The sequence below is a fragment of the Glutamicibacter protophormiae genome, from assembly GCF_014647495.1.
Lineage (GTDB): Bacteria > Actinomycetota > Actinomycetes > Actinomycetales > Micrococcaceae > Glutamicibacter > Glutamicibacter protophormiae.
Genome location: NZ_BMPH01000005.1, coordinates 152,184 through 175,270, shown reverse-complemented (window position 1 = coordinate 175,270; position 23,087 = coordinate 152,184). Strand labels below are relative to the sequence as shown.

General features: G+C 65.6%; 19 protein-coding genes. 7 read left to right on the top strand and 12 right to left on the bottom strand.

Going from position 1 to position 23,087, the window contains the following annotated elements:
- Nucleotide 1: 1 nt before the first annotated feature.
- The 4 genes from IEY43_RS08135 to IEY43_RS18150 form a co-directional block, all read right to left on the bottom strand.
- Nucleotides 2-1,432 (bottom strand): glycosyltransferase family 2 protein, encoded by a 1,431-nt coding sequence (locus tag IEY43_RS08135; RefSeq protein WP_188948093.1) that lies wholly within the window; start codon nucleotides 1,430-1,432, stop codon nucleotides 2-4.
- 123 nt (nucleotides 1,433-1,555) lie between these two features.
- Nucleotides 1,556-3,172, bottom strand: a complete 1,617-nt coding sequence (locus IEY43_RS08130) for an AMP-binding protein (RefSeq protein ID WP_188948092.1) — start codon at nucleotides 3,170-3,172, stop codon at nucleotides 1,556-1,558.
- A gap of 219 nt (nucleotides 3,173-3,391) precedes the next feature.
- Nucleotides 3,392-3,580 (bottom strand): hypothetical protein, encoded by a 189-nt coding sequence (locus IEY43_RS18155; protein ID WP_209550349.1) that lies wholly within the window; start codon nucleotides 3,578-3,580, stop codon nucleotides 3,392-3,394.
- Nucleotides 3,577-3,732: a hypothetical protein gene (locus tag IEY43_RS18150; RefSeq protein WP_209550350.1), complete on the bottom strand. Its 156-nt coding sequence runs from the start codon at nucleotides 3,730-3,732 to the stop codon at nucleotides 3,577-3,579. The genes IEY43_RS18155 and IEY43_RS18150 overlap by 4 nt, the downstream gene beginning before the upstream one ends.
- Before the next feature lie 288 nt (nucleotides 3,733-4,020).
- Here IEY43_RS18150 and IEY43_RS08120 point away from each other — a divergent pair, with 288 nt between their 5' ends.
- On the top strand, nucleotides 4,021-5,409 hold the full coding sequence (locus IEY43_RS08120; RefSeq protein WP_374189858.1) for an MFS transporter: 1,389 nt from the start codon (nucleotides 4,021-4,023) through the stop codon (nucleotides 5,407-5,409).
- Between the two features lie 15 nt (nucleotides 5,410-5,424).
- A complete protein-coding gene (locus tag IEY43_RS08115; RefSeq protein WP_188948091.1) occupies nucleotides 5,425-5,841 on the top strand; it encodes a DUF1801 domain-containing protein in 417 nt (138 codons plus the stop codon).
- On the opposite strand, the gene IEY43_RS08110 is transcribed toward IEY43_RS08115, so the two are convergent.
- The 7 genes from IEY43_RS08110 to glyA form a co-directional block, all read right to left on the bottom strand.
- Nucleotides 5,838-6,947, bottom strand: coding sequence for a hypothetical protein (locus IEY43_RS08110; protein WP_188948090.1), 1,110 nt, complete (start codon nucleotides 6,945-6,947; stop codon nucleotides 5,838-5,840). The genes IEY43_RS08115 and IEY43_RS08110 overlap by 4 nt on opposite strands.
- A 73-nt stretch (nucleotides 6,948-7,020) precedes the next feature.
- Nucleotides 7,021-7,881, bottom strand: coding sequence for a formyltetrahydrofolate deformylase (purU, locus tag IEY43_RS08105; protein ID WP_161449544.1), 861 nt, complete (start codon nucleotides 7,879-7,881; stop codon nucleotides 7,021-7,023).
- A 335-nt stretch (nucleotides 7,882-8,216) separates the two neighbouring features.
- Nucleotides 8,217-8,828 carry a sarcosine oxidase subunit gamma family protein gene (soxG, locus tag IEY43_RS08100; RefSeq protein WP_188948089.1) on the bottom strand — a complete coding sequence of 204 codons (612 nt, stop codon included), beginning with the start codon at nucleotides 8,826-8,828 and terminating at the stop codon, nucleotides 8,217-8,219.
- Nucleotides 8,821-11,724 carry a sarcosine oxidase subunit alpha family protein gene (locus IEY43_RS08095; protein ID WP_188948088.1) on the bottom strand — a complete coding sequence of 968 codons (2,904 nt, stop codon included), beginning with the start codon at nucleotides 11,722-11,724 and terminating at the stop codon, nucleotides 8,821-8,823. Before IEY43_RS08095 ends, soxG begins: the two co-directional genes overlap by 8 nt.
- Entirely contained in the window at nucleotides 11,721-12,017 is a 297-nt protein-coding gene (locus IEY43_RS08090; protein WP_188948087.1) for a sarcosine oxidase subunit delta, read from the bottom strand. Before IEY43_RS08090 ends, IEY43_RS08095 begins: the two co-directional genes overlap by 4 nt.
- Before the next feature lie 11 nt (nucleotides 12,018-12,028).
- Complete coding sequence (locus IEY43_RS08085; RefSeq protein WP_188948086.1) at nucleotides 12,029-13,246, bottom strand: sarcosine oxidase subunit beta family protein; 1,218 nt, start codon at nucleotides 13,244-13,246, stop codon at nucleotides 12,029-12,031.
- A gap of 2 nt (nucleotides 13,247-13,248) precedes the next feature.
- Nucleotides 13,249-14,565 (bottom strand): serine hydroxymethyltransferase, encoded by a 1,317-nt coding sequence (gene glyA / locus IEY43_RS08080; RefSeq protein ID WP_308425048.1) that lies wholly within the window; start codon nucleotides 14,563-14,565, stop codon nucleotides 13,249-13,251.
- 154 nt (nucleotides 14,566-14,719) lie between these two features.
- Here glyA and IEY43_RS08075 point away from each other — a divergent pair, with 154 nt between their 5' ends.
- Nucleotides 14,720-15,379, top strand: a complete 660-nt coding sequence (locus IEY43_RS08075) for a GntR family transcriptional regulator (protein WP_188948085.1) — start codon at nucleotides 14,720-14,722, stop codon at nucleotides 15,377-15,379.
- Between the two features lie 16 nt (nucleotides 15,380-15,395).
- Here IEY43_RS08075 and IEY43_RS08070 read toward each other — a convergent pair whose 3' ends face one another.
- On the bottom strand, nucleotides 15,396-16,901 hold the full coding sequence (locus tag IEY43_RS08070) for a PucR family transcriptional regulator (RefSeq protein ID WP_188948084.1): 1,506 nt from the start codon (nucleotides 16,899-16,901) through the stop codon (nucleotides 15,396-15,398).
- 423 nt (nucleotides 16,902-17,324) lie between these two features.
- Between IEY43_RS08070 and IEY43_RS08065 the strand changes: the two genes are divergently transcribed.
- The 4 genes from IEY43_RS08065 (at nucleotide 17,325) to IEY43_RS08050 (ending at nucleotide 23,024) form a co-directional block, all read left to right on the top strand.
- Nucleotides 17,325-18,119 (top strand): creatininase, encoded by a 795-nt coding sequence (locus IEY43_RS08065; protein WP_188948083.1) that lies wholly within the window; start codon nucleotides 17,325-17,327, stop codon nucleotides 18,117-18,119.
- Between the two features lies 1 nt (nucleotide 18,120).
- Nucleotides 18,121-19,833: a BCCT family transporter gene (locus IEY43_RS08060; protein ID WP_229777321.1), complete on the top strand. Its 1,713-nt coding sequence runs from the start codon at nucleotides 18,121-18,123 to the stop codon at nucleotides 19,831-19,833.
- Nucleotides 19,834-20,063: 230 nt separating this feature from the next.
- Complete coding sequence (locus IEY43_RS08055) at nucleotides 20,064-21,320, top strand: aminopeptidase P family protein (protein ID WP_188948082.1); 1,257 nt, start codon at nucleotides 20,064-20,066, stop codon at nucleotides 21,318-21,320.
- 339 nt (nucleotides 21,321-21,659) lie between these two features.
- Complete coding sequence (locus tag IEY43_RS08050) at nucleotides 21,660-23,024, top strand: MFS transporter (RefSeq protein WP_188948081.1); 1,365 nt, start codon at nucleotides 21,660-21,662, stop codon at nucleotides 23,022-23,024.
- The last annotated feature ends 63 nt before the right edge of the window (nucleotides 23,025-23,087 follow it).

Sequence of the window (23,087 nt, the reverse complement as noted above, 5' to 3'; positions counted from 1 at the left end):
ACTAGGCTTCCTTTCGGGCCGGCACGTGCTCGACGTGCTTCCAGTCGGCGCTCTTGGCAAATGCGATGTCCCAGACGCCCTTGAGGAAGGCCAGGTCCAGGAATGCGTCGTAGACCAGCTCGGGCAGCACCAGCGCCGCCAGCAACCGCGCCTTCCAGCCGCCGCCCCAGGCGGTGACCACGCGTTCCACCGCGAAGACCAGCCCGAGCAGCATCCAGAACGGGAACCACACCCAGGTGTCCATGGAGATGAGCATCAGCACCATCAGGAAGAAGTAGCTGAACAGGGCGATGACCCCGTAGCCGATGCCGATCTGCTGCGACCAGTAGCGCACGGTCTGCGGGGTGACGCCGTAGGCGCCCAGGTTCTCCAGCGCGCCGCGCTGCCAGCGCAGGCGCTGCGCCCAGAGCATCTTCCAGTTGGGCATCAGCTCGGTGACCACGGTGCACTCGTTCGGGGAGGTGATCAGCGCGCCGAGGGATTTCAGCGCGATGGTCAGCTCGTTGTCCTCGGTCAGCGCGGCGGTGTCGTAGACCTCGCCGTGCCGGCCCGGGATCGTGGTGCCGCGGGCGGCTGCCACCTCGCGCAGCGCGGTGGCGCGGAAGACCGAGGCGGTGCCGGTGAGCACGAAGACGCGTCCGTCGCGGCGGGCGATTTCGCGCTGGTAGCGGGCGTATTCGTTGCGCTGGAACTGGCCCAGCACCCCATGGCCTTCCTCGCCGTGGAACAGCCCGCCCACGGACATCAGCGCGCGGTCGGCGGTGAAGCGGTCGCGGGCGGTGGCCAGGAAGTCGGTGCCGATCTGGCTGTCGGCGTCCATGACCATGACGCAGTCGTTCTCGCCCATGCCGGGCAGGATCTGCGCCAGCGCCTGGTTCAGCGCGCCGCCCTTCTTATGCGTGTTGTCCACGGATTCGAACACGTCGACGCCGTGCGCTCGGGCGACGTCCACTGTGCCGTCGGTGCAGTTGTCGGCGACCACCAGGATCCGGGCGGGCAGGAAGCTCTGCCGCTTCAGCGCGTTGATGGTGTGCCCCAGCGAGGCTTCCTCATTGTGCGCGGGAATCAGCACGGTGACGGTAACCGGCCCGGCGTACACGCCGCGGGTGCGGTCCATGATGCGCTTGGGGGCCAGCGGCCGGGAGGACTGCCGGATCGGGGTGCGGCGGTAGCGCAGGGTGACCACGCGTTCGCCGATGACGACGAACAGGATGAGGGCCAGGGCGATGAGCACCGCGCCGATGAGGATCGACAGGTCGGGCAGCTGGGTGCTGTAGAACGTGGACCAGAGGCCGCCGAGCCGCACCTGGACCGGATGCCACATCTGCGGCGTCGTCCCGCTGGCGCTCAGCACCCACCACAGCAGCAGCGCTGCCAGCACCACGATGACGATGACGGCGATACCCACGAGGCGACCGAAATGCTTATGCATATCTATCTTTCGGAAATAGGAAAAAATAATCAGCTGTGGGACCCCAGCTAAAACCTATCCCATCGCCCGCGGATTCGTCCGGGAAACGCCGGTGGCGCCCCGGCAAACCCTGGTTTTCCCCACCTAGGAAAGATGCAGCTGCGCCGCGGCGTCCTCGCGCAGCTGGTTCTTGCGGATCTTGCCGGTGACGGTGGTCGGGAACTCTTCCAGAATGCGCACGTAGGCGGGGATCTTGTAGTGCGCCAGCTGCCCTTCGCAGTAGGCGCGGATCGCCTCGACGTCCAGCGGCTGGCGGCCGGCCTTCATCCGGAGGCAGGCGCAGATCACCTCGCCGAATTTCGGGTCCGGCACCCCGATGACCGAAACGTCCTCGATGTCCGGATGCTTGTAGAGGAACTCCTCGATCTCCGCCGGGTAGATGTTCTCCCCTCCGCGGATCACCATGTCCTTGATGCGCCCGACGATGGTGCAGTAGCCGTCCTCGCGCATCACCGCCAAATCCCCGGTGTGCATCCAGCCCTCGGCGTCGATGGCCGCGCGGGTTTTCTCCTGATCGTCCCAGTAGCCGAGCATCACCGAGTAGCCGCGGGTGCAGTACTCGCCGGTCTGCCCGCGTTCCAGGGTAGCGCCGGTGGCCGGGTCGACGACCTTGATCTCCACGTGCGGGTGCACGCGGCCGATGGTGGCGGTGCGGTGCTCGAAGTCGTCATCCGCCCTGGTTTGGCAGGAGACCGGGCTGGTTTCGGTCATGCCGTAGGCGATGGACACCGCGCTCATGCCCATGTCTTCCACGCAGCGGCGCATGACCTCCACCGGGCAGATGGAGCCGGCCATGATGCCGGTGCGCAGCAGCGAAAGGTCGTAGCGGGCGAAATCCGGGTGGTTCTGCATCGCGATGAACATGGTGGGAACCCCGTACAGCCCGGTGCAGCGCTCCTCGGCCACGACCCGCAAGGTGGCTTCCGCGTCGAAGCCGGGCGCCGGGATGACCATGGTGGTGCCGCGGGCCACGCAGCCGAGGTTGCCCATGACCATGCCGAAGCAGTGGTAGAACGGCACCGGGATGCACAACCGGTCCTCTTCGGTCAGTTTGATCATGCCGGTGACCTGGTAGCCGTTGTTCAGGATGTTGCGGTGGCTGAGCACCGCGCCCTTGGGGTAACCGGTGGTGCCGGAGGTGTACTGGATGTTGATCGCGTCCCCGGGCGAGGTGGCGGCCAGCCGCTCGGCCAGCGCCTGGTCCGCGACGGGCTCGCCCTGCGCCAGCAGCTCGTCCCAGTCGCCGGTGTCCAGGTAGACCACGCGTTGAAGGCTCGGGGTGTCGGCGGCGGTGGCCTGCACCATGCCGCGGTAGTCGCTGGTCTTGAACCGCGTGAGCGTGATGAGCATGCGCATCCGGCTGTGGTTCACGGCGTAGGCGTACTCGTGGGTGCGGTAGGCCGGGTTGACGTTGACCAGGATGACCCCGAGCTTGGCGGTGGCGAACTGGGCGAGCACCCATTGCGCGCAGTTCGGCGCCCAGATGCCCAGCCGGTCCCCGGCTTCCAGCCCGGCGGCGAGCAGCCCCTTGGCCAGGCGGTTGACGTCGGCGTCCAGCTCGGACCAGGTCCAGCGCCGGCCGGCGGCGGCATCGACGAGCGCCTCGCGCGCCCCGAAGCGGGAAGCCGTGTCCTGAAGCGTCGCGCCGATGGTCTTCTCGAGCAGCGCGGGTTCACTCTCGCCCTTGGCATAGGCCTTCATGCGTGTACTCCCTGGGTCTTCAGCGGATTGCAGGCAGCGGCGCCATGGTGTCCGGCGTCACATTTCACACCCTAGCGCGCGGGCGGGATCCAGCCAAGCAACTGCGGATTCACGGCAGCCCGTGCGAGATGAAGGCTCCGGGTCTACCCTTCAGCAGGCAAGGAAAGCATCGGCGGACCCTGTGCAGGTTCACCGATGCTTCCGTCATCGGGATCGGAGCTAGCCGGCCGCCTTGGCCACCAGCTCGCGGATCCGCTGTTCGGTGGACTCGTCCAGCGCGGTGATCGTCCAGGCGACCGGGTGCATGTGCGCGCCCTGCTCGAACGCCGGGTTCACGACCTCGCCGAAGCCGAACACCAGGTAGTCCTTGTCCGGCTTGATGTAGCAGATGTCCTTATCGTCCTTCACGTAGAACGGCAGGCCCCAGCGGAGGACGGGCTCCAGCCCGGGGCGGTCTGCCGGATGATGGCGTGCAGGCGCTCGGCAATCGCGCGGTACGGTTCCGGGGACGCGGCGAGCTTGGCGAGGACCGCGTCATCGCCCTTCTTTCCGAAAATCATTGGCTGGCTCCTTCGGGTGGCTGCTGGAAATTCACGGGCGGGACTCGGCGGCGTCGTGCCCCGACGCCATCCTACGTCCTGCCGCCGGGGGCGCGCAGATGATTTTTTCGGCTCGATCAACCGTCAGGAATCCCCGCGGAATCCCGGCCGCCGAGGCCAGGAGCGGGAACCGCCAGCCGCAGCATCCTTGGTGCTTGGCAGGTTTCCCCGCTGTCCTGCTGACACTGTCGGTAGCTGTCCGTATCCTTTTCACTACCGACAAATGCCGCACCGACCCGAGGAATCGACATGAGCGAGATCCCGCAGGGAAGCGATGTTCATGATTCGAACCCTCCGGTTCCGGAGCATGGAATGCGCTCATTCCTGCATATCCTGATCAATACCGCCGTGGCCAACCTGACCACGAGCTATCTGTGGTTCGCACTGACCTTCTGGGTGTATCTGGAAACCGAGAACGTCATGGCCACCGGCATCATCGGCGGCGCCTTCATGCTGCTGATCGCGATGTTCTCCATGGTGTTCGGCAGCATCGTGGACCAGCACCGCAAGAAGACCGTGTTCGCCTTCTCCGCCGCCGTCACCGCGGTGATGTTCACCCTGGCCGGGCTGCTGTACCTGTGGCTGCCCACCGAACGGATCCTGAACATCGGCGGCTGGGAATTCTGGCTGTTCTGCATCGTGATCCTGCTCGGCGCCATCGTGGAGCAGATGCGCGGCATCGCGCTGTCCACCACGGTGACCCTGCTGATCCCGGTGGAACGGCACGCGAACGCCAACGGCCTGGTGGGCACCGTGCAGGGGCTGGCGTTCATTGTCACCAGCGTGTTCTCCGGGCTGTCGATCGGCCTGCTGGGCATGGGCTGGACGCTGGTGATCTCCATCGCGCTGGTGGTGCTGACCATGCTGCATCTGGTCACCATCTCCATCCCCGAGGACATGCCGCAGGCCGATCCGGCCGCCGGCACGGGGAAAACCGCGAACCTGCGGCTGGGCTTCACCACGGTCATGGCCATCCCGGGGCTGCTGGCGCTGATCATCTTCTCGATGTTCAACAACCTGATCGGCGGCATCTACATGGCGCTGATGGATCCCTACGGGCTGACCGTGATGTCCGTGGAGGCCTGGGGCATCACCTTCGGCCTGGCGTCGACCGGCTTCATCGTCGGCGGCGCGATGGTCGCGAAATTCGGCCTAGGCAAGAACCCGATCCGCACGCTGCTGGTCCTGGTCGCGTGCATGGGATTCCTGGGCGCGGTCTTCACGCTGCGCGAATGGGTGTGGCTGTATATCGTGGGCATCTGGCTGTACATGTGCCTGATTCCGGCGTGCGAAGCCGCCGAGCAGACCGTCATCCAGAAGGTGGTGCCCTTCCGGAGGCAGGGCCGGGTGTTCGGCTTCGCCCAGATGATGGAAGCCGCCGCGGCCCCGATCACCGCTTTCCTGATCGCCCCGCTGGCGCAGTACCTGATCATCCCGTTCATGAAGAGTTCCGAGGGCGACGCCGCCTTCGGCTGGCTGGTCGGGCAGGGGCAGGCGCGCGGCATCGCGCTGATCTTCCTGGTCGGCGGGCTGGTCATGATCCTCGTGGCGCTGCTGGCCATGACCACCGGCCAGTACCGCAAGCTCTCGGAAATCTTCCAGTCCACCGAGCCGTCACCGGCCGCCGAGCCAAGCTAACCCAAGGAGTCTTCCATGGCCACCGCCGCCAAAACCCAGCCCACCGATGCCAGCGTCGAGGACTTCCTCGCCGCCGCGACCCCGGCCCGGCGCCGCCTCGACGGAGAGGCGCTGGCCCGGATCTTCGGCGAGGTCACCGGCGCGTCCCCGGTGATGTGGGGTCCGTCGATCGTGGGCTATGGGCAGTACCGGCACGTCTCCCCGGTCAACGCGCGCACCACCGGCATCTGGCCAAAAACCGGGTTCTCGCCACGCAAAACGGCGCTGTCCATCTACGGGCTCAAGGACTTGCCCGAAGGCGCAGCGCTGCTCCCGGATCTCGGCACGTACACCGAAGGAGCAGGCTGCGTCTACGTGAAGAAGCTGGAGGAAATCGACGAGGCGGTGCTGCGCCGGCTCATCGCGATCGCGTTTTCACGCGGCGACGATTAGACCGCTTCCTCGAAGAAGGCTTCCACCTCGCTGATGCCGGCGGAGATCACCGGGACCAGGCGCTCGTCGATGCTGTAGGCCTCCCCGGCGCGCTGCAGCAGGCCGAAGCGCGCGAGCGAGGCCATGGCCTCGGTGGCCTCGGGCAGCACCGAGTCGTAGATCTTCGCGCCGACGTTGCGGCGCAGGCCCTCCAGGTCGCCGTCGCGGCCGGTGGAGGCGGTGACCAGCAGGTTGCGCACCACCAGGTAGTGGGCTTCGTCGCGCAGGCTGCTCTCCATGGTCGGATTCAGGTGCGCCTGCACGCAGGCCACTGCCATTTCGAACAGCAGCTGGGCGCTGTCGGCTTCCTCGCCGTCCAGGAATTCGGCGAAGGCCTCCTCATCGCGCACGATGCTGTTTTCGTTCGTTTCCGCCACGGACATCATCGCGGCGTTCCAGATGTAGTTGAACATCAGCGGGGCCGGCTCGTCCGGGTCGATTTCCTGCGGATCGATGCCCATGGCGGCGAAGACCTTGGCCCGGGCGGCATTGGAGGATTCGCTGAAGTCGCTGATGTCGATTCCGTCGCCGATGGCCACGGCGAAGTTCTTCACCGCGTCGAACAGCTCGGTGCCGCGCAGCAGGGCGCAGATTTCAGCGTCGCCCTCCGCGAAGCCGTCCAGGGCGTCCTCCAGCATCTCGCGCACTTCCTCGAGGTTCTCCGCGCTGCCCTCCCACAGCCCGCGGTCTTCCGCGAAGCTGAAGAAGTCCAGCCAGGTGGAGAAGATCGGCTCCGGCGCCACGTTGTCCGGCAGGTTGACCAGGAAGTCGGCCAGGGCCTGTCCGAAAACCTCCGGGTCAAGGTCGAACAGGTTGGCGCTGCGCGCGGTTTCGGCGTATTCCCCGCCGATGGTGCGGATGACGTCCAGCTGGATCTCCGCGGCCTGGGCGGCGTCCGCCGGGGAAAAGGCGGGAACCTGGGCGGCGACCCAGGCGACGTACTGGCCGCGCAGCGCGTCAACCGACAGCTCGGCCTGGATCTTGTGCACGCTGCGGCCGCGCTGCGCCGCCTTGGCAGGGTTTCCTGCGCCGGAGTTCTTTTTGCCTTGACGCTTCTTGCTGGCCATGAGCCGTCCTTCGCTTGGGTGGAGGTTTGCCATTAAGCCTACGGGCAATGGCTGGCCGCCTGCGACCCGGACGCTAGCGCAGCACCACGGTGCGGTTGCCGTAGAGGAACACGCGCCCCTCGCAGTGCCAGCGCACCGCGTTGGACAGCGCCTTGCATTCCGAGTCGCGGCCAGCGGCCACCAGGTCCTGCGGGCCGTAGGTGTGGTCCACCTCCACCACCTGCTGGGCGATGATCGGGCCCTCGTCGAGTTCCGAGTTCACGTAGTGCGCGGTGGCGCCGACGGTCTTCACGCCGCGTTCCCACGCCTGGTGGTAGGGCTTGGCGCCCTTGAAGGAAGGCAGGAACGAGTGGTGGATGTTGATGGTCTTGCCGGACAGTTCGGTGGCCAGGTGGTCGGAAAGCACCTGCATGTAGCGGGCCAGCACCACCAGCTCGGCGCCGGTCTCATCGATCAGCTGCAGCAGCGCCGCCTCGGCCTGAGGCTTGGTGTCCTTGCTGATCGGAATGTGGTGGAATCCGATCCCGTACCATTCCACCAGGGAACGGTGGTCGGGATGGTTGGAGGCGACCCCGACCACCTCGATGGGCAGGTCCCCCGAGTGCATGCGGAAGAGCAGGTCCTGCAGGCAGTGGTCGAACTTGGAGACCATGATCAGCACCTTGGTCTTCTCGCCGCGCTCGCGCAGCTGCCATTCCATGTCGAACTGCTCGGCGACCTCGGAGAACTCGCTGCGCATCGTAGCGAGCAAATCAGGGGCGCCGTCCCCGGCGAAATCGACGCGCAGGAACAGCCGTCCGGCGCTCATGTCGTCGTACTGCTTCAGCTCCACGATGGTGCGCTGCTGCCTGACCAGAAATCCGGTCACCGCATGCACGATGCCGATGCCCTCCGGGCACTGGAGGGTCAAGACGTGCCGAACCTGCTCGCTCATGGTCCACTTCCATTCAGATGTCTGGGGCGGAACGCGCCCTGAGGGGCCCGCTCCGCCGAAAAGTTCGGGTTTGGTTTCTTCGCCCGTGGCGTTTTCAGGCTACTCCCGCCGCGGCGGGCTGCGCCGTGAAGCCCCCAGGCCCGGCGGCAACCATCAACCCGCCGGGCAGGGCCCGCTCAACGCTCCGCCGCCCGACCTCCCGAATCGGCGGCGGGGCGCAGTCCATCCCGGCTGGGCCACGTCGGCACCGGCCGACGGGTTCCCGGCACTGGAGGTGCCGGGGAAGCCGCCGGCCCGCGAACCGCCCGGGGCCCGGGATGGAGGAATTTGCCGGACTAGGCGACCGCCGGGGAGGCGAATTCCGTCATCGCGTCGATCAGCCAGTGCACGGTGTGCTCGGTGAAGGAGACGCGCGGCAGGACGTACCAGGACTGCTCGCCGGTGCGCCACAGCAGCACCGGGATATTCGCCAGCGTGGTGGCGATCGCCCGGTTGACGCCGAAGGCGCGCGGGTGCAGGTCCGCCGGGCAGCTCTTGCGCAGCACCAGCGGTGCGGCCGGTCCGGACAGTTCCAGCACGCTGCGGTTGGCCGACAGGTCGATGACCTGGCCTGGCTCTCCGCCCAGCGCCGCGACCAGTTCGCCGGCCAGCCCGGAGCCCTCCGGGGCGATGGCCAGGAACTCATCCGGTCCCAGCCAGAGCACCGCGGTGCCCTCGGCGGCCCCGGCGACCTCGCCAACCTGCTGCGGCAGCCCGGTGCCCAGTGCCGCGGCCAGCGCGGCATGTCCGGCGCTTCCGGGCACGGCGCGCACGCCGACCTGGGTGGCGAAGGCGATTTCCCGCAGCACCACCGCACCGGCGGTGGAGCCCTGGGCCATTGCCTCGGCCAGGTGCTCGGCCGGTGAACGGCGCAGGGAGGTGGATTCAATCAGGGTGTTGCTAGCCATCGCGACGGCTCCCTTCCGGGTCGAAAAGTACGAGATCGGATACCAGGACATCGACCAGCTGGCCGTTGACCGGGGTCTTGAGCACTTCGCCGATGCGGCTGCGCCCGTTCTTGATCAGTGCCAGGCCGAAGGTGCGGCCCAGCGCCGGCGAGTTGTAGGAGCTGGTGACCCAGCCGTCCATCGGCGTGATCCCGTCAACGGCCAGTGCCTCCGCTCCGACAAGTGCAGCGCCTTCAGGCAGTCGCAACGTAGTGTCCACCGGCAGCACGGAGACCAGATGCTTGCGATCCTCGCGCAGGTTGTCGGCCCGCGAGAAGGAACGCTTGCCCACGAAGTCCTTGAGCTTGGAAACCACCCATTCCATGCCGGCGTCCTGCGGGGTCACCGTGCCGTCGGTGTCCTGCCCGACGATGATGAAGCCCTTTTCGGCGCGCAGCACGTGCATGGTTTCGGTGCCATACGGGGTGATGTTGAATTCCTGCCCGGCGGCGAACACGTCTTCCCAGACGCGCAGGCCATGCCAGGACGGGATCGCGATCTCGTAGGCCAGTTCGCCGGAGAAGGAGATGCGGCTGATGCGCGCCTCGATGCCCGAATCCAGGGTCACGTCCCGGAAGGACATGAACTTGAACGCCTCGTTGGACACGTCCAGCCCGCTGGCCAGCTTGGCCACCACATCGCGCGAGCGCGGACCGACCACTGCCACGGTGGCCAGCTGCTCGGTGACCGACGTGCAGGTGACGTCCAGCTCAGGCCATTCGGTCTGCAGCCATTCCTCCAGCCAGTCCAGCACTCCGGCGGCGCCGCCGGTGGTGGTGTGCATCAGGAAGCGGTCCTCGGCCAGGCGCAGGGTCACGCCATCGTCGAAGACCATGCCGTCGGCCTTGCACATCACGCCATAGCGGGCCATGCCGACCTTCAGCTTGGTGTAGCCGTTGGTGTAGATGCGGTTCAGGAACTCGGCTGCATCCGCGCCGCGGATCTCGATCTTGCCCAAGGTCGTAGCATCCAGCATGCCCACCGAGTCGCGCACAGCTTTACATTCGCGGTAGACCGCTGCGTCCATGTCCTCGCCGTCCTGCGGGAAATACCAGGCGCGCTTCCATTGGCCCACGTCCTCGAATGCCGCGCCATGAGCCAAGTGCCAGGAGTGCATCGGGGTGATGCGCGCCGGGTCCAGCAGCTGGCCACGGGTGCGGCCGGCCAGCGCGGCGAAGGATACCGGGGTGTACGGGGCGCGGAAGGTGGTGGTGCCGATCTCGGCGGGGTTCTCGATGCCCAGCACCGCGGCGATCACGCCGATGGCCGCGACGCCCGAGGTCTTGCCCTGGTCGTTGGCTGTGGAAATCGAGGTGTACCGCTTGATGTGCTCCACCGATTCCAGGCCGGCGCCGGTGGCGCGCAGCACGTCGGAGACGGTCTGGTCGCGCTGCAGGTCCACGAAGTGGGTGGTGTAGTTCGCGGCCTGGTCGCCGTTCAGCGAGGGCACCAGCCAGACCGGACGGGTTTCCCCGGCCGGCACGGCCAGCGCCTGCGGCACCTGGGCGATGCGCTCGAAGCCCGCGGCGGTGGCCGCCGCGGCGCCCGTTGCGGCGCCGGTGGACAGTGCGCTGGCGGTGTCGAACAGGCCGGTCAGCGCGCCGGCCAGGTGCTGGTTGGCCACTGCCGTGTCCGGCACGAAGGCGTGGATGGAGGTGTCCCACACCAGCTTGCCCTGGCGCTGGGAGTGCAGGTGCACCACTGGGTTGAAGCCGCCGGCCACGGCCAGCACGTCGGCCTCGAAGCGCTGCGGCGCTCCCAGTTCGCGGTCCTCACCCAGTTCGGCGACCACCACGGCGGACAGTTCGCCGGACTCGTTGGCCTCGGTGTCCGCGACGACGGAACCAGTGATCACCCGGACCCCTGCGCCGACGGCCTCGGCCGCTGCGGCGGAGACCGTGGTGCGGGCGTCGACGACGGCGACCACGCCGCCGCTGGCGGCCAAGTCCGCGACCAGCGGGTAGGCGGAGTCGTTGGTGGTGGCCACGACGATCTGCGTTCCGGCGCGCACGCCGTAGCGGTTCAGGTAGCTGCGCACGGCGCCGGCGAGCATGATGCCCGGGCGGTCGTTGTTCTGGAATACGATCGGGCGCTCGTGGGCGCCGGTGGCCAGCACCACCTGGTTGGCTCGGATGTGCCAGATGCGTTCGCGCGAGATGCCGGCGCCGGAAGGCGCGTCCAGGTGCACGGTACGACGCTGCACGGCGATCACGTAGTTCGCGTCATAGGAGCCGAGCACGGTGGTGCGCTGCAGGTGGGTGGTTTCCGCGGCCGAGGCCAGTTCAGCGGCGGTCGCGTCGATCCACGCGGCGGCGTCCTGGCCGTCGATCTGCTCGCCGGCGGCATCGCGCAGCGAGCCTCCGGCTTCGGCACGCTCATCCAGCAGCAGCACGCGTGCCCCGGAGCGGGATGCCTCACGGGCGGCGGCCAGCCCAGCCGGTCCGGCGCCAACCACCAGCACATCGGTATGCACGTGCACGTGGTCGTAGTAGGCCGGATCGGTGCTCGGGTCCAGCACCCCCAGACCACGCAGCAGCGTAGCGCTCAGGTTGGCAGTCACCGGGACAGTCGTGGCGGCGAGCATTGACTCGTTGATGTCCTGCTCGTGGCGCGCTGCCACGGTCACCAAGGCGTTCGGCTCCTCGACGCCGGCCGAGAAGATGCCGCGCGGGCGATCCAGGTACATGGAATTGCCGCAAGAGCGCTGCCCGTTGGCAAGCATGGCGCTAGCCACGGTGTCGCCACGGAAGGCGTTCAGCTGCTTTCCGTCGACGTTCAGGACCAGCGTTTCGCCTCGGTCGATGCGGGCGGCCGGGGACTGGTCGGCCGGCAGCCGGTAGGACTTGTGCTGGCTCATCGGGATCCTCCCTGGGTGTTCAGTTCCGGACGCGGTTCCCCGGCCCGGTAGACGGCCTTGAATTCATAGGTTGCGGTGTCGCGCAGGGCGTTGAACCATTTGCGGCACCCGCCGGAGTGTACCCAGCGTTCGGCGAAGATCCCCTTGGGGTTCTCGCGGTAAAACAGGTAGCGGGACCATTCCTTGTCGTTCAGGGCGTTCGGGTCCTCGGGGTAGGCCACATGGGCCTGGCCGCCGTAGGCGAATTCGGTTTCGTTGCGCGGCCCGCAGTTGGGGCATTCAATCAGCATCATGGTGGCTGCTCCTAGTGGGCCACGGCGGCTGCGCCGTGTTCATCGATCAGGTGGCCGGTTTCAAAACGTTCCAGGCTGAACGGGGCGTTCAGCGCGTGGGCTTCGTCATTCGCGATGGTGTGCGCCAGGGTGAAGCCGGCGCCAGGGGTCCCCTTGAAGCCGCCGGTGCCCCAGCCGCAGTTGACGTAGAGGTTCTGGATCGGGGTCTTGGAGATGATCGGCGAGGCGTCCATGGTGGTGTCCACGATGCCTCCCCAGGTGCGCAGCACGTGCGCCCGGGCGAAGATCGGGAACAGCTCCACCGCGGCGGCCATCTGCTCCTCGATCACGTGGAACGCGCCGCGCTGGCCGTAGCCGTTGTAGGTGTCGATGCCCGCGCCCATGACCAGCTCGCCCTTGTGGGCCTGGGAGACGTAGACGTGGATGTGGTTGGACATGACCACCGTCGGGTGCACCGGCTCGAACAGCTCGGAGACCAGGGCCTGCAGCGGGTGGGACTGGATGGGCAGTTCGAAGCCCGCCAGTTCCGCCAGCACCGAGGAGTGCCCGGCGCCGGCCAGGGCGACCTTGCCGGCGTGGATGGTGCCGCGCGTGGTTTTCACGCCGGTGACCTTCTCGCCGTCCTTCAGGAAGCCGGTGACTTCGCAGTTCTGGATGATGTCCACACCCATTTCGTTGGCCTTGCGGGCGAAGGCCCAAGCCACGTGGTCGTGCTTGGCGATGCCGGCGCGCGGCTGGTAGGTGGCGCCCATGACCGGGTAGCGGATGTCGTCGCCGATGTTGATGATCGGGCAGACTTCCTTGACCTGTTCCGGGGTGAGCCACTCGGCGTCGACGCCGTTGAACTTGTTGGCTTCCACGCGGCGAATGGATTCGCGCACGTCGCCCAGGGTGTGGGCAAGGTTCAGCACGCCGCGCTGGGAGAACAGGAAGTCGTAGTCCAGCTCCTCGGGCAGCTGCTCCCACAGCTTCAGGGACTTCTCGTAGATGCCCGCGGATTCGTCCCACAGGTAGTTCGAGCGGATGATGGTGGTGTTGCGGGCCATGTTCCCGCCGGCCAGCCAGCCCTTTTCCAGGACGGCGACGTTGGTGATGCCGTGGTTCTTGGCCAGGTAGTAGGCGGTTGCCAAGCCGTGGCCGCCGCCGCCGACGATGACGACATCATAGGACTTCTTCGGCTCCGGGTTGGCCCAGAGGAATTCCGGGTGCTCAGGCAGCAAATCAGCCATGGCTATTCTCCGATCTTTTTCAGGTTTGGGTACAGTGGGTGGGCTGCGGCCAGCTCCAGAACCCGAGCCTTCAGCTCAGGCAGCGCGCCGATGTCGCCCTCTGCCCAGGCAATCAGGGTCTGCGCGATAATCTCCGCGACCTCGGCAAACGCCTCCTCGGAGAAGCCGCGGGTCGCCAACGCCGGGGTGCCGATCCGCAACCCGCTGGTGGTCATCGGCGGACGCGGGTCGAACGGCACCGAATTACGGTTCACCGTGATCTCCACCTGCGCCAGCAGATCCTCGGCCTGCTGCCCATCCAACTCGCTATTGCGCAGGTCCACCAGCACCAGGTGCACATCGGTGCCACCGGTCAACACGCTGATCCCCTTCGCGGCCACATCGGCCTGGGTCAACCGCTCAGCCAGGATCCGCGCCCCGGCCAGGGTGCGCTGCTGGCGCTCCTTGAACTCCGCCGACGCGGCGATCTTGAACGCCACCGCCTTGCCGGCGATCACATGCTCCAACGGGCCGCCCTGCTGGCCAGGGAACACCGCCGAATTCAGCTTCTTGGCGATCTCCGCATCATTCGACAGGATGATGCCGCCACGCGGACCTGCAAGGGTCTTGTGCGTGGTCGAGGTGACCACATGCGCATGCGGCACCGGCGACGGGTGCAGCCCGGTCGCGACCAGGCCGGCGAAATGCGCCATGTCCACAAACAGGTACGCGCCGACCTTGTCCGCAATCGCACGGAACCGCGCGAAGTCCAGCTGGCGCGGGTACGCCGACCAGCCGGCCACGATCATCTTCGGCTGGTGCTCGATGGCCAGGCGCTCGACCTCGTCCATGTCCACCAGGTTCGTCTCCTCGTCCACGCCGTACGGGACGATGTTGAACAGGCGGCCGGAGAAGTTGATCTTCATGCCGTGGGTCAAATGCCCGCCGTGGGCCAGGTTCAAGCCGAGCACGGTATCGCCCGGGCGTACCAGCGCGTGATAGACCGAGGCGTTGGCCTGCGCCCCGGAGTGCGGCTGGACGTTGGCGAACTTCGCGCCGAACAGCTCCTTGACGCGCTCGATGGCCAGGGTCTCGATCACGTCGACCTCTTCGCAGCCGCCGTAGTAGCGGCGGCCCGGGTAGCCCTCGGCGTACTTGTTGGTCAGCACCGAGCCCTGCGCCTGCATCACGGCCTGGGCCGTGTGGTTTTCCGAGGCGATCATTTCCAGGCCGCGCTGCTGGCGGGCCAGCTCAGCGTCGATACGCTGCGCGACCTCTGGATCCAGCTCGGCCAGGGACTGGGTCAGCGATTCAGCAGCAAGCGTTTGAGTTTGAAGCACCACATTCTCCCTAAAAGTATGAATTGCCGACAACTGATATATCAATGTCTGCGTCTTAGCGTATGATGTAAGCCACACCCCGTCAATGGGTGGGACGAAGATTTCTTTACCGGCCCTGCCCACGGCAGAATAGACATCAACAAGGGAGCGTGAAATGACAAGCTTGACCGGAGTAATCACTGGCACCGAGTCCATGGCGGAACGCTCGTATCGCATCTTGCGCGACCGGCTGATCATGATGGATATCGCTCCCGGCGACCCGATCAACGAGGCGCAGCTGGCGGTCGATCTGGACATGGGCCGCACGCCGATCCGCGAAGCGCTCAAGCGTCTGGAGGTCGACCACCTGGTGGTTTCCTACCCCCGGCGCGGGACCTTTGCCACGGGCGTCGACATCACCGAACTGGCCTCGATCTCCGAGATGCGCCTGGTACTCGAGCCCCTGGCCTCGCGCCGCGCGGCCGAGCATCGCGGGGGTGCCTACCGTGGGGAACTCGAGCGCACCATGAGCGCGATCTTGTCCTTGGACCTGACCGGCGACCGGCGCGAATTGATGGAATACGACCTCGAAGTGCACCGGCTGATCTACCGTGCGGCCCAGAACCGGCATCTTGAGGAAACGCTGGTGCGCCTGGACAACCTGGCGACCCGCATCTGGTGCATGGTGCTGGACCGGCTGCCCGATCTCCACGGCCACATTGCCGAGCATGCGACGCTGATCAAGCTCATCCTGGACGGGGACGCCGACGAGGCGGAGCAGCTGGCGGCCAAGCACGTCATCGGCTTCGAAAAGACCATCCGCAGCGTGCTGTAGCGCGCTGCGGCCGCATTTAATCCCTCAGCGCCAGCCACGCCGCCAGATGCACGGGCAGTACCCTGCCGTTGACGCGCGGGTCTCCCCCGATCAGCGCGAAGATCTTCGCCAGACGCTTGTGCAGCGTCTGGCGCTCCACGTATAGCCGCGCCGCAGTCTCCGTGGCGTGGCAGCCGCTGGCCAACCAGGCTTCAAGCGTCTTGAGCAACTGCCCGTCCTTGTCGCGGTCCGCGTCAAGCAGCTCCCCAATCTGCTCCGTGATGAATTCCCGCAGCCTCACCGGCTCATCAAGCTGCGCCACCAGACGCGGCAAGGCGTAGTCCAGCGCATCTCGCACCGGACCCTCCATGCCGTTCGCCGGCCCCCATGACTCGATCGCCTCCGCCTGCGTCAGCGACCAGCGCGCGCGGGAAACATCCAGCGCAATGGGACCAACGCAGCATTCGGCCTGCTCCCCGCGCAACGCCGAACGCAGGCGCTGGACCAGCTCGTCCCTGGAACGGCGGGCCGCTGCTGGATCCAGGATGCACAGCGCATACAGGCGGTGGGCCTGCGCATAGGTGAACACCCGCTGCCCGCCGGCGCGCAGGTGGCGCTCCAGGTCCGCACGGCCCCGCGACACGTCCACGCCCTGCAGCACCAGCATGCACAGCGGCACCCCCGCGGCGATCTGCGCTTCAGCGGCCCGATGCGCCACGTAATTCTCGCCTCCCGCGTTCACGATCGACTGCAGCAAAGCGGACGAAGCCGCCTGCTGGGCGCTGGGCCGATAATGCTGGGAGAACGCCAGCGTCACGATACTCCCGAGCCTTTCAGCCATCAGCTCCAGACGCTGCCGATGATGCTGCGCCTGCGCATGCAGCACCAGGCGCGCCGCGGTGTCGCCGCCGATATACAGGTCCACCGCGACGTCGAACTGCGCGGGCCCGTTCTCCTGCAGCCGTTGCTTCACTGCCCGCTGCGAAGCAGCGATCACCTCCCCGCCCGGGTTTACGATTTCCGCTCCCAGCCGCAGCTGGTTGTCAATCATCTCGAGCAGCGGCACCAGCGCGGGACCGGCCACGGCCAGGTGCTGGGCCAGCTGCTGCGAGATGGCATCGGCTTGCTGCAACGCCGAGGCCTGTTCGGACACGATGCGGGTATTGATCTTCTCCGCGAGGGCCACGAAGGGCACCGTCTCCTGCAACTGGTACAGCGGCAGCTCCAGTTCCGCTGCCGCCGCCACGAAATCCGGGGGCAGCTGCGGGTCCGGCCCGACGGGCTCGACCACGAGCGCCGCCACATGGCATTCGGCCAGCATCGCCAAGTACTGCCGCTGCTGGTCGAGGGGCAGCTTGAACACGGACTCGCCGGTGGTCAGCAAGAGCTCCGCCCCGTGGATGAGCCCCGCCAGCTGCACCACCTCGCTGGTGTGCACCCAGCGGACATACACCTCGCTTTCAACCGTGCCCGGGGCCAAAAGCCGCGGCTTCGCTGCACGCATCAACGGGTCGGCCATGATTTCAGACAGGGTGATGAGCATGAATTCCTCCCGGCGACAGCGGGTACCAAGCGGTAACCCTCAAGTTTCAAGCTACAAGTGACTACTTGTCACCTAGAACGATATATCTGACGACATTTTGCATGTATCGCTCATCACACTACGCTCCCTATGCTTTGAGTCAACGCACTTCCCTCACTTCTTTTTCCACACGAATCGAGGAGGCATGAAAAGCCTGCGAACGACAGCAGCAGGGCATTCCGTCCGCGACGATGACGCCAACCTGCAACCCGTGAACGGTGGCGGGTAAGCCGGAAACTGCCTTGCCGCCCGCGGCGCACGGGCCTCGGCCCGCAGACCCGGATCCAGACAGACGGACCCAGGACCTTGGCAGGCGACGAACAACCGCGAACTTCCCGGACCCACTTCCCCACACCCCACCACCCGCTAGTCAAGGAGAGAACGTTGCCTTCTGTTTTCCTAGAGGAAATCGATGCTCAGAGTTACGCATCCTACGTATCGCGTACGGATTCCACTGTCATCATCCCCACCGGCGCCACTGAACAGCACGGCCCGCACATGCCATTGGGAGTCGACGCCATGCTGTCCAAAGCTATCGCCGGACAGCTTGCCCAGCGCACCGGCGCGCTGGTCGCCCCTGTTTTCAGCTACGGTTACAAATCCCAGCCGCGCTCTGGCGGAGGAAACCACCGGGTGGGCACCACCAGTCTGGGCGCTAGCACCTTGATCAGCAAGATCGAGGAGGTCGCCGCTTCCTTTATGGCCCAGGGCTTCAAGAACGTCGTGGTTCTCAACGGGCACTTCGAGAACTATCAATTCCTCTACGAAGGCCTCGACAAGGCGGTGGCTAGCTCGCTGCAAGCCGGCTCAACCTCGCGGGCGGTGCTGATGTCCTACTGGGATTTTGTGGACGAGCAGACCCTGGAGCAGGTGTTCCCCGAGGGGTTCCTGGGCTGGGACATAGAGCACGGAGGCGTGCTGGAAACCTCGCTGATGCTGCTGCTTCACCCGGAGCTGGTGCGAATGGACCGCGTGGTAGACCATCCCCCTGCGGAGCTTACCTCCTACGACGTGTTCCCGGAGGATCCTGCGCGCACCCCGGCCAGCGGGTGCCTTTCCAGCGCGAGAAACGCCACTGCCGCCCGAGGCCAACTGCTGCTGGATGCAGTGACCTCGGCCCTGGGGGCTGCACTAGGCCAGGAGCTCAACCTTTCAAGCCAGATGGTCGAGGTGGAATAGCATGTCTACCGATCATGCGCCGATGCGCACCGACAAAGCAAAGAACGCACCGGTGGAATTGCCGCGCTTCATGGGTCGACACATTCCGCCGCTGGACCGGCTGTTGATCCGGGTCATCCCGCCAATCCTCATCGTGGCGGTGATCATCTGGGTCCTGCTCAACCCCGACGGCGCCTCGGCAGTCATTTCGGACCTGCGCACCTTTGTCACCGGGAAGTTCACCTGGCTGTTCATCCTGTATTCCGCGTTCGCGCTCGTGGTGTGCATCTGGCTGGCTACCAGCAAGGTGGGCAAGGTGCGCCTGGGCGGGCCCAAGGCCAAACCGCAGCATAGCAAGTTTGCTTGGTACTCCATGCTCTTCGCCTGCGGCCAAGGCATCGGCCTGATCTTCTGGTCCGTGGCCGAACCGATCATGCTGCGCGACGAGAACCCGGTGATTCCTGCAGGACCTGAAGGGGCCTCCGAGGGCGGGATCATTTGGAGCTACTTCCACTGGGGCCTGACGGCCTGGGCCATGTACTGCGTGGTTGCGGTCTGTCTGGCGTACTCGCACCACAATCTCGGCAAAACCTTGACCTTCCGCGAAGCCACCGTCGATATCCTGCCGAAATGGTCCCAGCGCGGGGCCGGCGTGATCGTGGAGCTGCTGGCTATCATCGCCACCGTCCTGGGGCTAGCAACGTCCTTCGGTTTCGCCACGATGCAGTTCAGCTCAGGCCTCACCTCGCTCCTGGGCATCGAGGCTTCCCCGATGATGTGGATGATGGTCATCGCGGTGTTCACCGGCATTACCGCCATCTCGGCCATCGTGGGCATCAACAAGGGCATGGCGCGGATCTCCAGCCTGAACTCGATCCTCAGCATCGTGCTGGTCGGCGCGGTCTTCATTTTCGGTCCGACCCTGTACATCGTTTCCACCTTGTCCCAGACCTTCGGCGGCTTCATGGCGAACTTCGTGAACATGAGCTTGTGGACCGACGCGGGAATCACCGCGCAGCCCCTGGAGTCCTGGCAGGACAGCTGGAACGGCTGGTGGACTGTCTTCATCTGGTGCTGGGTCATCGCCTTCTCGCCGTTCGTTGCCGGATTCATTGCCCGCATTTCCCGCGGCCGCACCATCCGCGAGTTCGTCATCGGCGTGACGGTCATCCCGACGCTGATTGTGATGATCTGGATCGGCGTCATCGGCTCTGCCGCGATCTACTACGACAACCAGAGCAATCGAGGCATCAGCGAGGCGGTGGCCACGGATACCTCAGCCGGCCTGTTCGCCATGCTGGAGCATATCCCGTTCGTCGGCGCCATCCTGCTGGTGGTCTCCACGATCCTGGTAGCGACGTACTACGTGACCTCCCTCGATTCGGGAATCTACGCGCTGAGCGAGTTCGTGTCCGCGCCGAACAAGTCCGGGCCGGTATTCCGCGTGGTCCTGGTGGTCAGCATCGCCACGGTTGCCACCGTCCTGCTGACGCTGGGCGGCACCGCGGTGGTGGACACGGTCCAGACCGGCACCATCATCGGCGCCTTCCCGTTCTCCTTCGTGATCCTGCTGATGATCGTGAACCTGATCCGGCGGCTGCTTAAACGCGACAAGGCAATTAAGCAGCTGGAAAAGGACATCAACAACCCGGATCCGTCGCTGCTATTCGTGCCCGACCCCAACGGGACGGGCGCAATCAGCAAGAAAATCACCGATGACATCGGCGAATCCTAGATTCCCCGGCACTGATTTCGCAGCGCTTACAAGGCGCCGCGTGGCGGATTCTCGACATTCGGCATCCGCCACGGAACGGTCCTTGGCCTGCGTCCAAAAGATTCTTCAGGCACCCACTTGACAGTGATCTGAAGCACAAATACGCTGAGTGCAACGGTGTTGCAATGAATGCAACTTAGTTGTTCCCGGCTTTCTAAACACCTCAAACAACTTCCAAAAGGAGTCAAGCAATGACCACTTCCTCGAACATCGCAACCAACGTCTCCGAGTTGGCCCGCCTGAAGACCCTGCATAACGGCACCAAGGAACAGCTGACCTTCTCGGACGCAGAGTTCGAGCGCCGTCTGGCCGGGCTGCGCCAGATCATGGCGGCGAAGTCCCTGGACGCAGTCATCCTGACCAGCTACCACGGCATCAAGTACTACTCGGACTTCCTCTACACGACCTTCGGCCGCAACTACGCGCTGGTGGTCACCGCAAAGAACTCAACCACCGTCACCGCGAACATCGACGCCGGCATGCCATGGCGCACCAGCTACGGCGAGAACATCGTGTACACCGACTGGAAGCGCGACAACTTCTACTACGGCCTGCAGGAGGCCCTGAAGCGCGACGGCGTGAAGGCCTCGCGCATCGGCGTGGAGGACGATTTCCTGCCGGGCCTGACCCGTCAGAAGATCCAGGACACCTTCGCCGGCGCAACCCTGCTCGACGTTTCGCAGGACGCCATGCGCCAGCGCATGATCAAGTCCGCCGAGGAAATCGAAGTCATCAAGCACGGCGCCCGCATCGGTGACCTGGGCGGCGAGGCCATCAAGGCGGCGATCCGCGAAGGCATCTCCGAGTACGAGGTCGCGCTGATCGGCACCGAAGCCATGGTGCACGAGATCGCCAAGACCTTCCCGCACCGCGAAGTGCGCGACACCTGGGTCTGGTTCCAGTCCGGAATCAACACCGACGGCGCCCACAACTGGGCCACCACCCGCAAGCTGCAGCGCGGGGACATCCTGTCGCTGAACTGCTTCCCAATGACCTCCGGCTACTACACCGCCCTGGAACGCACCCTGTTCCTCGGCGAACCGGATGCCCGCAGCCTGGAACTGTGGAACGTCAACGTCGAGGTCCACAAGCGCGGCCTGGAACTGATCAAGCCGGGCGCGGTCTGCAAGGACATCGCCGCGGAGCTGAACGAGATCTACATCGCCCACGGCCTGCTGCCGAACCGCACCTTCGGCTACGGCCACTCCTTCGGCGTCCTGTCGCACTACTACGGCCGCGAAGCCGGTTTGGAGCTGCGCGAGGACATCGATACCGTGCTGGAGCCGGGCATGGTCGTCTCCATGGAGCCGATGATCACCGTCATGGACGGCGAGCCGGGCGCCGGCGGCTACCGCGAGCACGACATTTTGGTGATCAACGAGGACAACACCGTTGAGAACATCACTAAGTTCGGCTTCGGTCCGGAAAACAACATCATCGACGCCTAAGCCGATCCGCCCCGGGGCCCGGACGAGCGATTCCTGCGCTCGTCCGGGCCCCGAACGCGGCTTTCGCCGCTTTCATCTTGAACCGCAGCGGAGCAGACTCCGCTCCGAAAAAAATAGCTTTTCAGCATCCACAGGGCATTGCAGGCGCCCAGCCTGCCGAGAATGCCAGCGGCCAGCCAGGCCGCACCGCTGCAGGGCCGGCCACGCCGCCCGCCAGGGATTTCACCGCAGGCCACTCAGCCCGCGAACACTCAATGGCGATGAACTTGCGCCATCCGTTTATTAGACACCTCCACGCCGCAGCCGCTGCGGCGCAAAACAAACATGGTGGTACATCCAATGACGAACGAAAACTCATCATCCGGAAACGGGTCTGCTCGCAAAATCGATTTGGGGCCAACACTCAGCGGCCAGAGCCGACCGAATCCCGAGGGAGTCGGCTCGGCAACTCGCCGCAAGGTCGTAGCAGCTAGCTTCATCGGCAACTTCGTCGAGTGGTTCGACTACGCGGCCTACGGATACCTGGCTGTCACCATCTCGGTGGTGTTCTTCCCCGAATCAGCACCGGAAACCGCGCTGCTGCTGACCTTCGCCCTCTTCGCCATCTCCTTCCTGGTCCGCCCGCTGGGCGGCTTCGTTTGGGGGCACATCGGCGACAAGATCGGCCGCCGCGAAGCGCTTTCCTGGTCCATCCTGCTTATGTCGGGCGCGACCTTCTGCATCGCCCTGCTGCCCGGCTACGCCACCATCGGCATCGCGGCCCCGCTGCTGCTGCTGCTTCTGCGCCTGCTCCAGGGCTTCTCCGCTTCAGGCGAATACGCCGGCGCTTCGGCCTTCCTGGTGGAATACGCCCCGGCCAACAAGCGCGGCCTCTACGCAGCCGTCGTGCCGGCCAGCACCGCTACCGGACTGCTGCTGGGCTCGCTCATGGCGGCGTTGCTCACCGGCCTGCTGACCGCCGAGGACATGCAGTCCTGGGGCTGGCGCCTGCCGTTCCTGCTGGCCGCGCCAATGGGCCTGATCGGCCGCTACATCCGCACCAAGCTGGAGGATTCGCCGGTCTTCCGCGAGCTCTCCCAGGAAGACGAAGTCATCAAGGCTCCGGTCAAGTCCCTCTTCCGCGACCACTGGCGTCGACTGCTGCTGGCCGCGGGAGCGGTCTTGCTGAACGCCGTCGGCTTCTACGTCATCCTCTCCTACATGCCCACGTACCTGTCCCAGGAACTCGGCCTGGATGCTACGGCCTCTTATGTGGCCACCACCGTGGCGCTGGTGACCTATATCGGCTTCATTTTCCTCACTGGTATGCTTTCTGACAGGTTCGGACGCAAGCGCGTGCTGATCAGCGCGTCCATCGCGTTCGTCATCGCGACGGTTCCCGCATTCATGCTGCTGAACACCGGGAATTTCATGGTCATCGTCCTGGTGCAAATTCTGCTTGGCGCGATGCTGACCCTGAACGACGGAACCTTGCCGAGCTATTTGGCTGAAATGTTCCCCACCAAGGTCCGCTACTCCGGATTCGCCGTATCCTTCAACCTGTCCAACGCGCTATTCGGTGGAACCGCACCCTTTGTCGCGACCCTGCTCATCGCCACCTCCGGGAACCTGCTGGCTCCGGGCTGGTACCTGATGGGCGCGGCAGTGATCTCGCTGATCGCCGTGGCTTGCTCGGTGGAAACCAGCCGCAAACCCCTTGACTGAGCAACTTCCGCAGAACCACAACTTAGGCAGGTGCACGTCGCATGAGGAAATCGCGACGTGCAC